The sequence below is a fragment of the Mesorhizobium sp. M5C.F.Ca.ET.164.01.1.1 genome, assembly GCF_004792125.1.
GTDB lineage: Bacteria > Pseudomonadota > Alphaproteobacteria > Rhizobiales > Rhizobiaceae > Mesorhizobium > Mesorhizobium wenxiniae.
Genome location: NZ_SRTG01000001.1, coordinates 187,667 through 204,941 on the forward strand (window position 1 = coordinate 187,667; position 17,275 = coordinate 204,941).

General features: G+C 63.2%; 16 protein-coding genes and 1 other RNA gene. 7 read left to right on the top strand and 10 right to left on the bottom strand.

The window, feature by feature from the left end; translation table 11 throughout:
• Positions 1–3: 3 nt before the first annotated feature.
• The 5 genes from recR to ffs all read right to left on the bottom strand — a co-directional run bounded on the left by recR (position 4) and on the right by ffs (position 4,375).
• Positions 4–609: a recombination mediator RecR gene (gene recR / locus EN807_RS00875; protein WP_127315711.1), complete on the bottom strand. Its 606-nt coding sequence runs from the start codon at positions 607–609 to the stop codon at positions 4–6.
• 185 nt (positions 610–794) lie between these two features.
• Positions 795–1,685: a cell wall hydrolase gene (locus EN807_RS00880; RefSeq protein WP_135933518.1), complete on the bottom strand. Its 891-nt coding sequence runs from the start codon at positions 1,683–1,685 to the stop codon at positions 795–797.
• Positions 1,686–1,942: 257 nt separating this feature from the next.
• Positions 1,943–2,263: a YbaB/EbfC family nucleoid-associated protein gene (locus EN807_RS00885; protein WP_135933519.1), complete on the bottom strand. Its 321-nt coding sequence runs from the start codon at positions 2,261–2,263 to the stop codon at positions 1,943–1,945.
• Positions 2,264–2,349: 86 nt separating this feature from the next.
• Positions 2,350–4,173 (bottom strand): DNA polymerase III subunit gamma/tau, encoded by a 1,824-nt coding sequence (locus EN807_RS00890; RefSeq protein WP_135933520.1) that lies wholly within the window; start codon positions 4,171–4,173, stop codon positions 2,350–2,352.
• Between the two features lie 105 nt (positions 4,174–4,278).
• An RNA gene (gene ffs / locus EN807_RS00895) (signal recognition particle sRNA small type) lies at positions 4,279–4,375 on the bottom strand.
• Between the two features lie 250 nt (positions 4,376–4,625).
• Here ffs and EN807_RS00900 point away from each other — a divergent pair.
• Genes EN807_RS00900 through EN807_RS00910 form a run of 3 tightly spaced genes read left to right on the top strand, consistent with a single transcriptional unit; the run spans position 4,626 to position 6,332 of the window.
• Positions 4,626–5,045 (top strand): HIT family protein, encoded by a 420-nt coding sequence (locus tag EN807_RS00900; RefSeq protein ID WP_029356985.1) that lies wholly within the window; start codon positions 4,626–4,628, stop codon positions 5,043–5,045.
• Positions 5,046–5,079: 34 nt separating this feature from the next.
• Positions 5,080–6,021, top strand: a complete 942-nt coding sequence (gene nudC, locus EN807_RS00905; RefSeq protein WP_135933521.1) for an NAD(+) diphosphatase — start codon at positions 5,080–5,082, stop codon at positions 6,019–6,021.
• Positions 6,022–6,038: 17 nt separating this feature from the next.
• A complete protein-coding gene (locus EN807_RS00910; RefSeq protein WP_135933522.1) occupies positions 6,039–6,332 on the top strand; it encodes a Dabb family protein in 294 nt (97 codons plus the stop codon).
• 40 nt (positions 6,333–6,372) lie between these two features.
• Here the strand turns inward: EN807_RS00910 and EN807_RS00915 are convergent, their stop codons facing one another.
• From EN807_RS00915 to EN807_RS00925, 3 genes are all read right to left on the bottom strand, one after another.
• Positions 6,373–7,026 carry a glutathione S-transferase family protein gene (locus tag EN807_RS00915; RefSeq protein WP_135933523.1) on the bottom strand — a complete coding sequence of 218 codons (654 nt, stop codon included), beginning with the start codon at positions 7,024–7,026 and terminating at the stop codon, positions 6,373–6,375.
• 143 nt (positions 7,027–7,169) lie between these two features.
• Positions 7,170–7,973: a hypothetical protein gene (locus tag EN807_RS00920; RefSeq protein ID WP_135933524.1), complete on the bottom strand. Its 804-nt coding sequence runs from the start codon at positions 7,971–7,973 to the stop codon at positions 7,170–7,172.
• A gap of 285 nt (positions 7,974–8,258) precedes the next feature.
• Positions 8,259–9,677 (bottom strand): FAD-binding oxidoreductase, encoded by a 1,419-nt coding sequence (locus EN807_RS00925; RefSeq protein ID WP_246683990.1) that lies wholly within the window; start codon positions 9,675–9,677, stop codon positions 8,259–8,261.
• A gap of 174 nt (positions 9,678–9,851) precedes the next feature.
• Between EN807_RS00925 and EN807_RS00930 the strand changes: the two genes are divergently transcribed.
• Positions 9,852–10,550, top strand: coding sequence for a helix-turn-helix domain-containing protein (locus EN807_RS00930; protein WP_127315719.1), 699 nt, complete (start codon positions 9,852–9,854; stop codon positions 10,548–10,550).
• 265 nt (positions 10,551–10,815) lie between these two features.
• On the opposite strand, the gene EN807_RS00935 is transcribed toward EN807_RS00930, so the two are convergent.
• Positions 10,816–11,679 (bottom strand): prephenate dehydratase, encoded by an 864-nt coding sequence (locus tag EN807_RS00935; RefSeq protein WP_135933526.1) that lies wholly within the window; start codon positions 11,677–11,679, stop codon positions 10,816–10,818.
• Between the two features lie 20 nt (positions 11,680–11,699).
• Complete coding sequence (locus EN807_RS00940) at positions 11,700–12,428, bottom strand: 3-deoxy-manno-octulosonate cytidylyltransferase (RefSeq protein ID WP_135933527.1); 729 nt, start codon at positions 12,426–12,428, stop codon at positions 11,700–11,702.
• 193 nt (positions 12,429–12,621) lie between these two features.
• Between EN807_RS00940 and EN807_RS00945 the strand changes: the two genes are divergently transcribed.
• The 3 genes from EN807_RS00945 (at position 12,622) to EN807_RS00955 (ending at position 17,224) form a co-directional block, all read left to right on the top strand.
• Positions 12,622–13,299 (top strand): cytochrome c family protein, encoded by a 678-nt coding sequence (locus tag EN807_RS00945; RefSeq protein ID WP_135933528.1) that lies wholly within the window; start codon positions 12,622–12,624, stop codon positions 13,297–13,299.
• 158 nt (positions 13,300–13,457) lie between these two features.
• Entirely contained in the window at positions 13,458–15,338 is a 1,881-nt protein-coding gene (locus tag EN807_RS00950) for an extracellular solute-binding protein (RefSeq protein WP_135933529.1), read from the top strand.
• Positions 15,338–17,224: an extracellular solute-binding protein gene (locus EN807_RS00955; RefSeq protein ID WP_135933530.1), complete on the top strand. Its 1,887-nt coding sequence runs from the start codon at positions 15,338–15,340 to the stop codon at positions 17,222–17,224. Before EN807_RS00950 ends, EN807_RS00955 begins: the two co-directional genes overlap by 1 nt.
• Positions 17,225–17,275 lie beyond the last annotated feature (51 nt).

Below are 17,275 nucleotides of genomic sequence, written 5' to 3' on the forward strand. Positions count from 1 at the left end.
GCCTCAAAACGCCGTCCGCGAGCGCAGCGCCGCGGCCAGCGTGCCTTCGTCGAGATAGTCGAGCTCGCCGCCGACCGGCACGCCATGCGCCAGCCGCGTTACTTTGATGTCGAAGCCGGACAATTGGTCGGTGAGATAATGCGCGGTGGTCTGGCCCTCGACCGTGGCATTGACGGCAAGGATCACCTCCTTGACCTCGCCGCCGGCGACGCGGTCGACCAGCGAGCGGATGTTGAGCTGCTCGGGGCCGATGCCGTCGAGCGGCGACAGCGTTCCGCCGAGCACATGGTAGCGGACATCCATGGCGGCCGCCCGCTCCAGCGCCCACAGGTCGGCCACGTCCTCGACGACGATCAGCGTGCCGGCATCGCGGCGCGGATCGGTGCAGATCATGCAGGGGTCGGACGTATCGACATTGCCGCAGGTCGAGCAGATGCGCACCTTGTCGACCGCCTCGCTCATGGCGGCGGCCAGCGGCGACAGCAACTGCTCCTTCTTCTTGATGAGGTGAAGTGCTGCCCGCCTGGCCGAACGGGGCCCGAGCCCTGGCACCTTGGCCAGAAGCTGGATCAGGCGTTCGATCTCGGGACCGGCGATTCGCTTCGACATCGCATTGGTTTAGACCATGATCCCGAAAAGTGGAAACCGGTTTTCGGAAAAGATCATGGTCAAACAAGAAGATAGAGCCCCATTCCGGTTTAATCGGAATGGATCAGGCTCTATGATTTTTCCGCACGCTTTGGAACAGTTCTGCGGGCGAGCGATCTGCTCAACGCGTAAGGATGCTGCTGCCGTCAGTATACTTCCAGCGGCCGGCTCTGGCCGGCGATCATCGCACCGATGGCGTCGGTGTTCTCGGGTGTCGATTCAAACGACATCGTCGGCTCGGCCGGCGCCGCCGGGAATGACGTGACAGGTTGCGAACCGGCAGTGCCGCCGAAACGGGCCGCGTCCGGCTCCTGCATCGGCTCTTGCATCGCCACAAGCGTCGCCTTCTCCAGAGTAGTCTTTGCCGGTTGCGATGTGACCGCGGTCACATAGGTTGCCTTGGCGAATTTTGCCTTGGCGACCGGAGCGGCGGAGGCCACGAGCGTCACAGGCGCTGCGCGCGCCGACCCCCGCGGCGTGGACTGTGCCACCGCGACCGTCGGCTCATCAGGCAAGGGTTTCCAGTTCCGGCCGCGTTTTTCATAGAAGGCGTTGCCGCCGGCAACCATGGTGTAGTGCATGTTCTTGTAGGGGAAACGCAGGCCGGCGGTGTGAAAGAACATCGTGTTCTTCAGCTTGGTCTTGCGCTCGCCCCTGAGCACCGCCTCGGCCGCCTCCTCGACGTCGGGCATCGCCTTCGAATTCATCTGTCGTGTCATCACGCCCGGTGCGAACTGGCCGCGCTCGCCGACCACCTGGCAGATGGTGTTGCCGTGCTTGCCGGAACGCAGCCGGTTCATGACCACCGTGCCGACGGCAATCATGCCGTCACGGCTCGACCGGTTGGATTCGAAGAACATCGCGCGCTGGAGGCACTCCTTGTCCTTCAATGTGTGACGGTAGGGCCGGGATCTGGCGGCATCGGTCAGGCTGGCCACCGACAGGCTGTGCGAGGTGGTCTGACTGCAAGCGGCCAAGAACAGCGGAGAGGTGATGACGCCGAGCAGCAACGGCGTCTTCCATCGGGTCGCGATCAAAAATATCCCCTCATTCTGTCGCCAGCCCGCCCCTGGTTGCGGCAAGAATGAGACACTTTCAGGCAAAAAGATGGCTAAAGCGTTATTAAGTGCGCGGAGTTGCCGAATGGACACACCGGTGGAGCAGGCGACCGCCGGATCGCGGCACAGCACTCCATGGCCCTATAAGGGTATGGATCCTATCCTAAGATATCCGCAGGGAGCCTTCCCCAAGGCTCGAGCAATGGGTTCAGTCGACCGGCATAGCTATCAACACCTTAGAACGGCAGCTTCATTCCCGGCGGTATCGGCAGTCCTGCGGTCAGTGCCTGGGTCTTTTCCTGCATCATCTGCTCGACCTTGGCCCTGGCGTCATTATGGGCGGCGAGAAGCAGATCCTCCAGAATCTCGACCTCCTCCTTGAACAGAGACGGGTCGATCTTGAGCGCCTTCATCTCGAATTTGCCGGTCAGCGTCACGCTGACCAGGCCGCCGCCGGCCTGTCCGGTGGCTTCCAGCGTGGCGATCTCGTCCTGCATGGCCTGGAACTTGGCCTGCATTTCTTTCGCCTTGCCCATCAGGCCGAGAAGATCTTTCATGGCTTGGTCCTCTACGATTGATCGTGTGTCTTTTGGTTGGGCATGATCTTCTCCGAAAACCGGCTCCCACTTTTCGGGATCATGCTTCAGGTTTCGTCTTCGTCTGTCGCCGGCTCGATCGGAACATCGGCCTCCACCGCATCGGATTCCGGTGCGTCGGGAATGCGCACGTCGATGATCTTGGCGCCGGGAAAACGCGCCAGGATGGCGGCGACGGTCGGGTCGTTCCTGGCGTCGAGGAGGGCGCTTTCGCGTTTGGTTGATTCCATCTCGGCCAGCGTCTGGCCGCCCTCTTCCTTCGACAGCGACACCAGCCAGCTGCGGCCGGTCCAGGCGCGCAATTTGGCGGTCAGGTCGTTGAGCAGCATCTTCGGCGCGTCATCGGTCAGGCTGACGTCGATGCGGCCCGGCTCGATGCGCACTAGCCGCACGCAGCGCTTCACCAGCACCTTGAAGGCCATGTCGCGCTGGGCGTCGGCAAGCGCGACGATATCGGCCAGCGATTTCACCGGCACCGGCGGCGCATCCGCAACCGGCTCCGGAACGAAGGCTGCAGGCATCGGCGCGGGTTCGACCAGCCGCATGGTCTGCGCGCCACCATTGGCCGACGGCATCCGCTTCTGCGCCACAGCGCTGGCGCCGCCATTTCCGGGACTTGCTGGGCCGGGATTTGCGACGACAGAACTTGCGGGCGTACCATTCGAGCGTGGCGGGCCATTCGACACCGATGCACCGGCCTCCAGCGATTTCAGCGCCTCGTCCAGTGTCGGCAGGTCGGCGGCATGCGCCAGCCGGATCAGCACCATTTCGGCGGCACTGACCGGCCGGTTGGAGGACTGCACCTCGGGAATGCCTTTCAACAGCATCTGCCAGGTCCGCGACAGCACCCTGACCGACAGCGCCTTGGCGAAATCGGCGCCGCGCCGGCGCTCGTCCTCGGATAGCGACGCGTCATCGAGGGCCGTCGGCACGAAGCGCAGCCGAGTTACGAGGTGGTTGAACTCGGCAAGGTCGGTCAGCACCGCGGCCGGATCGGCGCCGGTATTGTACTGGTTGCGGAATTCGGCCAAGGCCGCCGCCACGTCACCCTTCATCACATGTTCGAACAGGTCGACAATGCGGGCGCGGTCGGCGAGCCCGAGCATGGCGCGCACCGCTTCGGCGCTGACTGCGCCGCTGCCATGGGCGATCGCCTGGTCGAGAATGGACAGCGAATCGCGCGCCGAGCCTTCGGCCGCACGGGCGATCATCGCTAGCGCGTCGTCGTCGACCGCAATGTCTTCCTTGCCGGCGATCGAGGAGAGATGCGCGACCAGCGTGCCGGCATCGATACGCCTGAGGTCGAAGCGCTGGCAACGCGACAGAACGGTGATCGGAACTTTTCTGATTTCGGTGGTGGCGAAGATGAATTTGACGTGCGGCGGCGGCTCTTCCAGCGTCTTCAGCAGGCCGTTGAAGGCCTGGGTCGAGAGCATGTGCACTTCGTCGATGATGTAGACCTTGTAGCGCGCCGACACCGGGGCGTAGCGCACGCGCTCGATGATGTCTCTGATGTCGTCGATGCCGGTATGCGAGGCGGCGTCCATCTCGATGACGTCGACATGGCGGCCTTCCATGATCGCTTGGCAATGCTCGCCCAGCACGGCAAGGTCGACCGAAGGCTGGTCGACCGTGGCGGTCTTGTAGTTGAGCGCCCGCGCCAGAATGCGCGCCGTCGTCGTCTTGCCGACACCGCGCACGCCGGTCAGCATCCAGGCCTGGGCGATGCGGCCGGTGGCGAAGGCGTTGGTGAGGGTGCGGACCATCGGCTCCTGACCGATCAGTTCGGAGAAGTTCGCAGGACGGTATTTGCGCGCCAGAACGCGATAGGCGGCGGCCTTTTCCGTTCCCGAATTTCCGGCTTCGCTCATTCGCCCGTAAAGCTCCAAGGGCCGCGCCTGCAGGCGGCCGATTCCTGCGCATAGTTTCGCCCGCAGGGCTTGGCGCCGTCAATGTCGCGGGAGAAAGGCGAAGAGGTGGGAGGCTGGAACAATGACCCGTTCCGGGCTCGTTAGGGCTGCTTCCTTCCGGACCTGACCCGGTTGGCGAGTGGACCGTCCACCACCAACCTCCCACTTTCCATATCGGCAATCCGGCGATGAAATGCAAGGGCGCAGGATCAATCAGCCGGGAGTGGCGCCGAAAGCTGAAACAAAAAAACCGCCTCAGGAGCGGGTCATTGGCGCAGATCAGCACCATAGCCCAACCATTAGCATAACTGCCGTCACAAAGCAACGATTCGCTTGCCGCCTCTTGCGGGCCACCGGCAGCCGCTCTAGCGTTCAAAAGTCTAAAAAACACGACAAAAGTGAAGGAAACGCCGATGTTGCCGGGCCTCAAGGCCGGATTCACGCTGGATGCTCGTCTGGAGGCGGACAGCGAGCAATTGATGTGGCTCGGCCTGTGCGAGCTGCGGGTGATGAACGACCGCCGCTGGCCGTGGCTGCTTCTGGTACCGCAGCGACCGGGCGTGGAGGAAATCCACGATTTGACGCCGCTCGACCAGGCGATGCTGACCTTCGAGACCAATATGGTGGCGCAGGCGCTGAAGAGGGTGAGCGGCTGCACCAAGATCAACAGCGGCGCCCTCGGCAACGTCGTGCGCCAGTTGCATGTCCATGTCGTCGCCCGCTCGGAAGGCGATCCCGGCTGGCCGGGCCCGGTGTGGGGGCACGGCATGCGCGAGCCCTACCAGCGCTCGGACCTTCGCCGGTTTGCGCAACAGATAAAGGCGGCGCTATAAGCCTGTCCCGTGTCCATCCTGAAGTTGAGTCTCCATGAGCTTCCGCCTGTTTGACGCGCCCTTGCGCGAGCCGAGCCAGTTCGTCGGCTTCGCCGGCAATGTGATCGACCGGCAATCGGAAAACCGCGCCGACGATTCCGTCGAAAAGGCGCTCGCCGATCCCTCGGTCAGGCTTTTGCTGATGCATGGCGGGCGGCTACACCTGAAGCTCAGGGATGGCGGCTTCGACCCCTGGTTCGGCGCCGAGGAAAGCCAGCCGCTCCAGGTGTCGCTCGACCATGGCGTCCTGCTCGGTTTTTCCGACAGCGGCCCGGTGCTCGCCGTGCCGGCCGGGCTCGATCCCGAACAATTGCCGGAGTCGATCAAGGCGATCGACTATCGCTCGGTCTATATGCAGGGGCTGATCGACGAGGCGGCGGCCGGCGCGATGGCGCAAGGAGCAGCATTGCTCGCCTGGCATGCCAGCCACCGCTTCTGCAGCAAATGCGGCGCTGAAGCCGAAATGCGGGCCGGCGGCTACAAGCGGCTTTGCCCGGCCTGCGCCACCGAGCATTTTCCGCGCACCGACCCGGTGGCGATCATGCTGACCGCGACGCCCGAAAAATGCCTGCTTGGCCGCGGCCGGCATTTCGCACCGGGCATGTATTCGGCGCTCGCCGGCTTCATCGAACCCGGCGAGACGATCGAGGCGGCGGTGCGCCGTGAAACGTTGGAGGAAGCCGGCATCAGACTTGGCCGCGTCGTCTACCATGCCAGCCAGCCCTGGCCGTTTCCCTATTCGCTGATGATCGGCTGCTTCGGGGAACCGCTCAACGACGACATCCAGGCCGACCTCAACGAACTGGAAGACTGCCGCTGGTTCTTTCGCGACGAGGTATTCTCGATGCTGGCCCGCGAGCATCCGGGCGGCCTGATCACGCCGCCGAAGGGGGCGATCGCCTATAATCTCATCCGCGCCTGGGCAGACAGCGCGTAAAACTCACAGGGGGACAAATGATCCGTCACACAGTGGTATTCAGGCTGAAGCACAAGGACAGCTCGGCCGAGGAGGCAAGATTCCTCGTCGACGCGAAAATACTGGCGGCGATACCGGGCGTCGAAAAGTTCGAGCAGCTGCGTCAGGTCAGCCCGAAGAACGATTTTCGTTTCGGCTTCTCGATGGAGTTCGCCGACCAGGCCGCCTATTCCCGCTACAACGACCATCCCGACCACGTCGCCTTCGTCCGCGACCGCTGGATCCCAGAGATCGAGGCGTTTTTGGAGATCGACTACGCGCCGCTGAGCTAGCGTCAATCATTCGAGCAAGTTCGGCCGAGAGCAGCCCTCATCAGCCGGTCGGTGACTTGCCAGTGAAAACCGCCAGTTGAGCGGCGAAAGCACGCTTGTAGGCCGGCCGGGCTTCGCCGCGGGCGACATAGGCGAAGAGGTTCGGATATTCGTGCAGTATACCCGACCCGCTCAACCTTAGCAGCACGTGCACCATCATCAGGTCCCCCGCGCTGAACGCACCATCGAGCCAGTCGGCAGCGCCCAAGCGACCGGAAAGCTCGCCCAGCCGGTCACGGATGCGATTCTCGACCATAGGCAGGCGCTGTTCGTGCCAGGTCTCGTCGCGCTCCAGGAGCACGGCGGTTTGGCGCTCAAGGATCGGCGGCTCCACCGTGTTGAGCGCGGCAAACATCCATGAGATCGCGCGCGCCCGCGCATTCCCATCCTCTGGCAGCAGGCCACCATGGCGCTCGGCTATATGGAACACGATCGCCCCCGACTCGAACAGGGCGAGATCGCCTTCCTCATAGGTCGGAATCTGCCCGAAAGGATGGAGTGCTCGATGCGCGGGTTCGTTCATCGCTTTGAACGAAACAAGACGAACCTTGTAGGGCTGCCCCACTTCTTCAAGCGCCCAGCGAACGCGCATGTCACGCGCCAGTCCCCTGCCGCGATCGGGCGATCGTTCAAAGGCGGTGATGGTGGGGATCATTGGAGGCTCCGGATGATTGGATGACGCCATCGTGCGTGACGTTCGATTGAGATCAGTTTACTTATCTCCTCGCGTCCATTCTTCGATTGTGGCAACCAAAGGACGAATGTCGAGCCGGAATTCCGACATCTGGGAACTGCTCGTCAATCGCGCGTGACCGCTGCAACGGAGGCGCGTAGCGCTCCGGCGAAATCGGGATGGCCATAGAGGTCGTTGTGGCCAGCCGCTATGGCGATGTGGCTGCGCAGATCACGGGCAGCCTCGCGCAGAGGTGCCGAACGTGCGGCAGGGACGATGGTGTCGTTTTCGGCGGTGATTACGGCCGTGGGCACATCGAGGTCGCGCAGAGATCCTGCCGCCTCCATGCGGTGCCGCAGCAAGAGGCGAACCGGCAGCCAGGGATAGTGGTGAGCGGCGAGTTCTCTCAGCGAATCGAAGGGCGTAACCATGACGATGCCGCGCAACGGCCGGGCCGTCGCCAGATCGACCGCAACCGCAGCGCCGACGCTAAGGCCGATGGCGACGATGCCGGCTTTGGCATCGGTGGCCAGGTGGTCATGGGCGCGTCGGGCGTCCTCGAACAGGGCGGTGGCCGACGGGCTTCCGCTGCTCGGCGCATATCCGCGGTAGTGCAGCGCAGTGACCTGATGTTCGGGAAATAACTGGTGCAGCATAAGGGCAAGTGCATCGGCATTCCAGGCATTGCCGGCGAATCCCAGCAGGAGCGGGCGCGGCGCGGCCGGCGTCTGCCTTGCCGGCAGGCGCACCAGAACGACGCGCTCGCCGTCCTCCGTCGCCAGTTCGACATGGCGGGCCCCGGCCGGCAGATCGGGTCCGAACGCCGCAAGGCCGGCCGGAAAGATCAGCCAGGACTGAAGCACATACACCACGGTGACAACGGCCGCATACAATCCAGCGACTGCGAGCGTCAGTTTCAGAAGCCACATCGCAGGAATGTCGCCCGGCGCTCGTCACCTGGCAAGGCGTCACGTCGGGGTGCCGCGGAGCTCTCGATGAATGCTGTTGGTCAAAGCCTAACGCTTGGTACCCGATGCGAGTCGCCTCTTCCGACCTCTTGCGGAAGTTCGGTCGCCCTCAGCCGAACTCACGCCCATGACCCGATGCGGACCTTCTTGCCCGATACGAGGAAGGTCTGGAAAATGTGGGAATGCGTCATTCCTCCCGGTTACCGCCTGGCAGCGTCGCACCCATCCAACACCATCCCAAATTTATCAAGTATCGCCCGCGCCGTCGGAACGGCTCACACCGGAACTCAGCCCCGGGCGGATGTTCTGGTTATGGTGGAAGACGTTGTCGGGGTCGTACGAGGACTTCACGTCAGCCAGCCGGTCAAAGACGGAGTCGCCGTACGCCTCGCGGACCCGGCCCGGGTCTTCGTCGCCACCGAGGAAATTGACGTAGACGCCTTCGCGGAAGCGGCCAAGGGCGGCGAGGAACCCCCTCGTCCAGTCCGTCTCTCGGTCGCTGAAGTCCTCGCCGGGCCGCCACGCAGCGTGGACGATGATCGCGTGCGACGCTTGCCGGTTCCCGAACGCCGTCGCGCCCTCGGCCACTCGGCTCACCGCCCCCTTCAGATGGAACATCGCCACATACGAGCGCGGCGACGAGCAGGAGAACGCGTGCCCGGCAATCACGTCGGTGAGGTCGTCGCGGAGTGCGGGGAGGTGGGTGGCCTTCCAGTAGTAGTTCCAACCGTGGATGACGGTCGAGTCGAGCGCGCTCTGAAATACCACGTACGGCTTGGGCCCGGCCAGATCGAGGAGGGGAGTCCGAAATGCGCGGAGCGGGCGGAGCGCCTTGTCACCGTCCTCGATCGGCCCGGCGTAGCACGCGCCCACCATCACCACCGGGCGCCAATGCAGTTCCTCGGGGATGACCGATAGAGGCGGCACGGTGCAGAATTTTACGACCGTGCCGAGTTCGTCGGGAGCGTCGCGGATGAAGTCGCGGTAGAAACGGAGGACCTCCCCGGCGTCGCTCGTGTTCCAGAGGATGGGCCCGGCCAGAACGGTGGGCCCGACGGGGTGGAGGCGGAACTCGAACGAGGTGACCACGCCGAAGTTGCCGCCGCCGCCGCGCAACGCCCAGAACAGGTCGGGGTGCTCGTCCTCCGACGCCCGCAGCCGCTCGCCGTCGGCCGTCACGACGTCGGCGGCGAGGAGGTTGTCGACCGCGAGACCATGCTTTCGCATCAGCCAGCCGATGCCACCGCCGAGGGTGAGCCCGGCGACTCCGGTATGGCTCACGATTCCACCGGTGGTGGCAAGGCCGTGCGCCTGCGTCTCGCGGTCGACGTCGCCCCACAGCGCACCGCCCTGCACCCACGCCCTGCAGCCGGCGGGATCGACCCGCACGCCACGCATCGCCGAGAGGTCGATGACGATCCCGTCGTCGCAAACGGCGGTGCCCGCCACGCCGTGGCCTCCGCCCCGTATGGCGATCTCCAGATCGTGGTCGCGAGCGAAACGCACGGCCGCGACCACGTCGGCGGTCCCGATGCATCGGGCGATCAGATGCGGGCGCCGGTCAATGGCGCCGTTCCAGATTGCACGGGCGACATCGTAGTCGGCGTGGCTGGCATTGATCAGCCGGCCTCGGAACCCGTCGATTTCCACGACGGTTGGCTGCATGCTCCCGTGATGTGCTTCTGCGTACGTTGATGTCGTCATAGGTGTCGTCATCGTGTACTCCTCTCGTCGAGAGAGGCCACATCGGACCACGGCGGGCCGCTGCCGTATAGTCAACAATCTGGACTCCACAATCGGAGGCGGATGCGCAACACTGCCGTTGTGAGGACCTCTGTCATGAGGACATACGGTCAGTACTGCCCCATCGCCCGTGGCGCCGAGATTTTCGCCGAGCGCTGGACGCCGCTGATCATCCGCAACCTGTACCTTGGGTGCGGAAACTTCAGCGAGATCCTGGAGGGCGCGCCCGGACTCTCCCGTACCCTGCTCTCAGAGCGGCTCAAGCAGCTCGAATGGGTCGGTGTCGTCGAGTCGAATCCCAAGCCCGACGGGCGCGGGCGCCACTACGCGCTCACGTCCGCGGGCCACGAGCTCTTCACGGTCTGCCAGTCGCTCGGCGAGTGGGGTGCGCATTGGCTCGAGATCGCCCCCCAGCACCTAGACCCCTTTGTGGCCCTGTGGTCGATGTGCAAGGCGCTCCGCCGGGACCGGCTCCCGGACCGACGCGTCGTCATCCGCTTCGACTTCACCGGCCGCCCACACCGGGAGCGCTATTGGCTACTTATCGAGCTCGGAGACACCGAGATCTGCAAGACTTACCCTGGCTTCGACGAGGACCTCTACATCACGGCGGAAGCCGAAGCTTTCGTCAAATGGCACGCCGGCCAGCTCAGTTGGTCCCAAGCCACCCGCGAGGACCGCATCCAGCTCGACGGCGACCTGTCGCTCGCAAAAGCCTTCCCGAGCTGGAACGCCCGCAGCATGTTCGCCCACATCATGCCGGTCTCCCGCACCACCACGAGTCATGCAGGTTGACATTCCGGATGCGGCCTCCCGATGCGGCACCGCACCGCCGGCGTGAGACGTGCCAAGGTCCGAAGACATCCAGTGTTTTGCCAATGGCTCGACGATTGCGAATGACAGGATCGGATCGACTCGAGCCATTGCCCGAAGGGCGGCTTTTGCGAAGCGTCATGAATGTCGGGAAATGGCGCTACTTGCTCCTTCCGATCGCGGGAACCAACGGCAGAAACCCACCCAATGCGGGCTTACGGCTCCGGCGCTAGATTTTGACCACTAGCTAATCCGCCACCTTCCACTGCTCGCGCGATTCGCTGGCCGGGTAGACGCCAAGGATCCGCATTTCGCGCGAGAAGAAGGCAAGCTCGTCGAGTGCCAGCTTGACCAATGGATCGTCGGGATGGCCCTCGATATCGGCATAGAACAGGGTCGCGGTGAATGCGCCGAGTTGGTAGCTCTCTAGCTTGGTCATGTTGATGCCGTTGGTGGCAAAGCCGCCCATCGCCTTGTAGAGCGCGGCCGGCACGTTGCGGACGCGGAAGATGAACGTCGTCATCATCCTGGCTTCGGCGGAAGGGCGTTGTGCCCACTGCCTGTTCTTGGTCAGCACGACGAAACGGGTGACGTTGCTGTCGGTGTCCTCGACATTCTCCTCGATGATGTCGAGTCCGTAGAGCGTCGCGGCCAAGGCCGGCGCCAGCGCCGCCATGGTGCGGTTCTTCAGCTCGGCGACCAGCTTGGCGGCGCCCGCCGTGTCGCCGGCGACCACCGGCTTCCAGCCGTTCTTGCGGATGTATTTGCGGCACTGGCCGAGCGCATGGATGTGGCTGTGCACGGTCTTGATCTCGTCGCGCCTGACGCCCGGCAAGACCATCAGCTGGAAATGGATCGGCAGGAAATATTCGCCGACGATGTGCAGCTTCGATTCCGGCAGGAGGTGGTGGATGTCGGCGACGCGCCCGGCAATCGTGTTCTCGATCGGGATCATGGCGAGGTCGGCTTTGCCGGTCTCGACCGCATTGAAGGCATCCTCGAACGTCGGACACGGCAACGGCTCCATATCAGGGAACATGTTGCGGCAGGCGGTGTCGGAATTGGCGCCCGGCTCGCCCTGGAAGGCTATTTTGTTGGTTTTTTCAGGCATTCTCAGGTTGACCGGATGTTTCAGGTTGAAAGGAGGGTTCTGGCGCGTTCGAGATCGTCCAGCGTGTCGACGCCGAACGGCGCCGACTGCACAATCTCGGCGTCGATGCGCATGCCGGCCTCCAGCGCCCGCAACTGCTCGAGCTTCTCGCGCCGTTCCAACGACGAAGGCTTCAGCGCGACGAAGCGTTCGAGCGCTGAGCGGCGATAGGCATAGAGGCCGATGTGGTGATAGAGCGGCCCCTCGCCCCAGGGTGCCGTGGCGCGGGTGAAATAGAGCGCCCGCAGCCGTGTCTCCGACAGCGGCGAGCCGACGATCTTGACGACATTTGGATTGGTCTTTTCCTCGTCGCGGACGATCTCGATGCCGAGCGTGGCGATGTCGACCGCCGCAACCTCGAAAGGCCTCAGCGCGGCATTGATGATGTCGGGATCGATGGTCGGCAGGTCGCCTTGCACATTGACGATCGTTTCGACCTTACGCCCGGGATCCAGCGTGGCCAGCGCCTCGAAGATGCGGTCGGAGCCCGATTCGTGGCCGACGCGCGTCATCACCGCCTCGAAGCCGTGCGCGCGCACCGCTTCGGCTACGCTTTCGGTATCGGTGGCGACCACCACCCGGCCGAGCCCGGCTTCGGCAGCGCGACGGGCGACATGGACGATCATTGGGACGCCGGCGATGTCGGCCAGCGGCTTGCCCGGCAGGCGGGTCGAGGCCATGCGGGCCGGGATGAGGATAAGCGTGGACATCGGGTGATGAAGCGTCCGAAAAAGAGGAAGGGAAAAGTGGCAAAAGGTCTCACTGGAAGCGCCCTTATAGGTGTTGCAACGCCAGAGCAAAAGACCTAGTTTCCGCCCGATTTGACCGCCTTGTGGGGTGGTTCACGATTACCGACGGACGGAGTGGACGGATCGGTCCGCCGGAAAAGGGAGCCTGGGGCGTATGGACTCTTTCGAAATCAACAAGCTGATCGGCGGCCTGCTCGGAACCGTGTTCGTCGTCTTCTCGGTCGGCATTGTGTCCGACGCGCTGTTCGCCTCCCCCGCACCGGAAAAACCCGGCTTCGCCATCGAGGCGACCGAGGAGCCTGCCGAGGGCGGCCCGGCAGCTCCCGCTGCAGAAGCCAAGCCGATCGCCGACCTCCTGGCCAACGCCAATGTCGAGGCGGGTGCCGCCGTGTTCAAGAAGTGCCAGGCCTGCCACTCCGGCGAAAAGGGCGGGCCGAACAAGGTCGGCCCCGATCTCTGGGACCTCATCGACCGTCCCGTCGCCGAGCATGAGGGCTTCGCCTATTCGGCCGGCATGAAGGATTTTTCCAAGGGCGGCGCCGAGAAGTGGACCTACGACAACCTCAATCACTTTCTCCTCTCGCCGAAGAAGCTCGTGACGGGCACGGCGATGGGATTCGCCGGCCTGCCGAAGGACGAGGACCGCGCCAACGTTATCGCTTATCTGCGCACGCTGTCGGACAGTCCAAAGCCGCTGCCGGCACCCGGCGCTTCGGCCGAGAACGCCGCCGCGCCCGCCGAAGGCGCGGCGCCGGCCAAACCGGCAGAAAGTGCAGCGCCGGCCGCACCTGCGCCGGCCCCAGCTGCTCCGCCACCAGCGCCGGCGCAATAACGCAATTGTAATCGTACATTCCTTGAAAAAGCCGGGTTCAGCCCGGCTTTTTCAATGGGAAAAGCGCATGTGCGGCGACAAAGCCGGCCTGCCGCGGTTTTCATGAGCGTCAAATGATCTAGATTGTCGGCTGACAGCTATCACGCAGAGGAGAAGGCATGACGGTTGGCCGAACGTTTCTCAGATCGACGCTGGTTGTGGCGGCTTTCGCCGGCGGCCTGCAGGCAGCCTTCGCGGACGAATGGCGCACCACCTCGTCGCTAATCGGCGAATCCAAATACGGCGACAACTTCCAGCGCTACGACTACGTCAATCCGGACGCGCCGAAGGGCGGCACCCTAAATTCGGTGGTGCTCGGCACGTTCGACAGCTTCAATCCCTATATCGTTCAGGGTTCCTTCGCCGCCGGCTTCTTCCCGTTCGGCGGCGGCCTGCTCTATGACACGCTGATGGAGCAGGCGACCGACGAAGGCAGCGTCAGCCATCCGCTGATCGCCGACGCCTACAAACATCCGGACGACTATTCCTCGGCGACCTACCGTCTCGATCCGCGGGCCAAGTGGCACGACGGCAAGCCGATCACCACCGACGACGTGATCTGGTCGTTTCAGGTGCTGAAGGCCAACAGCCCGATGTACAGCCGCTATTTCGAGAACGTCACCGATGCCGTCGCGATCTCGGACCGCGAGGTCGAGTTCCATTTCGACCAGAAGGGCAATCGGGAGCTGCCGAAGATCCTCGGCGATCTGGTGGTGCTGCCGAAGCACTGGTGGGAAGGCACCGACGCCAACGGCAAGAAGCGCGACATCACCAGGCCGACGCAGGAGCCGCCGCTCGGCTCGGCCGCCTACCAGATCGCCAGGTTCAAGCCTGGCACTGAGATCGTCTGGCAGCGCGTGCCGGACTACTGGGGTGCCAAGCTGCCGGTGAAGATCGGGCGAGAAAATTTCGACAGGCAGCGTTTCAGCTACTTTCTCGACGATAATGCCTCTTGGCAGGCCTTCACCAAGGGCGGCTTTGAGGATTTTCGCGTTGAGTCACGGGCCCAGAGATGGGCAGTCGAGTACACCTTTCCCGCCATAAAAGCAGGGGACGTCATAAAAGCGGAATATCCCACAACCTCGCCGGAACCCATGCAGGCCTACGTGATGAACACGCGCCGGCCGCTCTTTCAGGACGTGCGCGTGCGCCAGGCTCTGACCTACGCCTATGATTTCGAGAGCATGAACCGCACCATCTTCTTCGGCGCCTATACGCGCACGGACAGTTATTTCGAAGGTGGCGATTTAGCCTCAAGCGGCCTGCCGCAGGGCAAGGAGCTGGAAATCCTGCAGCAATATCGCGACAAGCTGCCGCCCGAACTGTTCACCCAGGAGTTCAAGCTGCCCGTCTACACCGCGCCGCAGTCGGGGCGTGAAAATCTTCGGAAGGCCTATGACCTATTCAAGCAAGCGGGTTGGGTCAATCGCGGCGGCAAGCTCGTCAACGAAAAGACCGGCGAACCGTTCAGGATCGAATTTCTCGGCAACGACCCCGTAGACGAACGCGTCGCCGGGCCCTTGATTGACAATCTCAGACGTCTCGGCATCGATGCCACGCTGCGCATCGTTGACGACAGCCAGTACACGAACCGGACCCGCGCCTTCGATTTCGATATGCTGGCGGTTGCCGGCTTCCAGCAATCCAATTCGCCGGGTAACGAACAGCGGGATTTCTTCAGCTCCACCGCAGCCGATACATCCGGGTCACGCAATTTGGCAGGGATCAAGAACCCGATCGTCGACGCCCTCATCGACCGAGTGATCTTTGCCACCGATCGGGACGATCTCATAGCGGCCACCCACGCACTGGACCGGGTGCTGCTCTGGAACTACTACATGATCCCACAGTGGCACTTGGGAAAAATTCGTATCGCCTACTGGAACAAATTCGGCATCCCGGAAAAGCAACCGACCTATAGCGGCGTCGACCAGAATTCCTGGTGGATCGACCCGGACAAGGAAAAGGCGCTGGCGGCAAAATACAAGAGTAGCAATTGATGGCGGCGCTGCCCCGCCGCGCCCCTCTGGCCCGCCGCGACTTTCTGGCCCTCGGCGCCGCGGCCACGGCGGCAGCTTTGCTGCCCGGCCGGGCCTTCGCCGCCATAGCGACCGGCGTAAAGCTGCACGGCCTGTCGGCCTTCGGCGACCTCAAATATTCCCCAGGTTTCACGCATTTCGACTATGTCAATCCGGACGCCCCCAAGGGCGGCCAGATGAATTTCGCACCACCGAACTCCACCTTCAATCAGAGCTTCCTGACGTTCAACACGCTGAATTCCCTGGTGTTGAGGGGGGAATCGCCGCCGCGCACCGAACTCTGTTTCGATTCGCTGATGGCAAGCGCACTCGATGAGCCGGATGCGGTCTATGGCCGGCTTGCCGAGTCCGTCACCTTATCGCCGGACCGCAATGGCTTCCGCTTCAGCCTGCGACCGCAAGCGCGCTTCCACAACGGCTCGCCACTGACGGCGGAGGACGTCGCCTTCGCATTGAAGCTTTACAAGGGCAAGGGCCACCCGAACCTCTCCCAGGTGTTGCGGCATATGACGGAAGCGGTCGCGGTCGATCCGGTTACCGTCGACCTCACCTTCAACGGCAAACAGTCGGCGCAAAATATCCTCGCGATCGTGGCAATGCCGATCGTGTCCAAGGCCTTCTATGCGGTCAACGAATTCGATGCCTCGACGATGAAACCGCCGCTCAGTTCCGGCCCATACAAAATAGGGCGCGTGGCGGCCGGGCAGACTGTCGAATATGAACGCGTCGCCGACTATTGGGGCAGGGATCTGGCCGTGAACCGCGGCCTCTATAATTTCGACCGCATCCGTATCGATTTTTACATCAATCGCCAGGCAGCGTTTGAAGCCTTGAAAAAGGGGGACACGCATTTTCGCGAGGAATTTACCTCGCGGGTATGGGCGACCGGTTACGACTTCCCGGCGCTGAAGGACGGCAGGGTCGTCAAACGCGAATTTCCGGGCGAGAAAACGCCATCCATGCAGGCTGTCGCGCTGAACCAGCGCCGTGCGCAATTCCGCGATGTGCGCGTCAGACGAGCGATTGCCAATTGCTTCGATTTCGAATGGACCAGGCGGGTTTTGTTTTACGGCGCCTACGAGCGCTCGCAATCGAACTTCGAACGGTCGGATTACAAGGCCGAGGGCCTGCCCTCGGCCGAGGAATTGGCCCTGCTGGAGCCGTTTCGAGCCGAGCTGCCGCCGGAAACGTTCGGCGAAGCGGTGATGCAGCCTGTCTCCGACGGTTCGGGCCACGACCGTAAGCTGCTGCGCGCGGCTTCGAGACTGCTTGCCGAAGCCGGCTGGAAGCGGGCCGGCAATTTCGTCGGCAATGAAAAGGGCGAGCGGCTGCGGGTGGAAATGCTGGCCGAGGACGATGGCATCGTTCGGCTTTTCTCGCCGTGGGCCGAGAACATGAAAACGATCGGCATCGACGCTTCGATCCGGCAGGTCGATTCGACGCAGTATGAACAGCGGCAGAGCAATTTCGACTTCGATTTCACCCTGCTCGCCTGGTCGATCGGGGCGACGCCGACTGCCGACGGCCTGGAGATACTCTATGATTCCCGGATGGCGCAAACGCCGGGAATGCGCAACTATCCCGGTACGGAAAGCAAGGCCATCGATGCGCTGATCGAGGCAGCCGGCAAGGCGCAAAGCCGGATTGAACTGGTCACGGCGCTCAAAGCACTCGATCGGGTCTTGCGCGCGCGGCTAGACTGGATTCCAACATATTATCTCGCGAATCACCGAGTAGCCTATTGGGACATGTTCGGCTTTCCCGAGCAGAAGCCTGATTTCGGCTTTCCGGTCGAGGCGCTGTGGTGGTTCGACAAGGACAAGGCGGCAAAGATTGGCAAAGCCTAAATTTCTTGCGGGCGTTGGCGCCGCCCCTCACCTGCCTGCCGGCATCCTCTT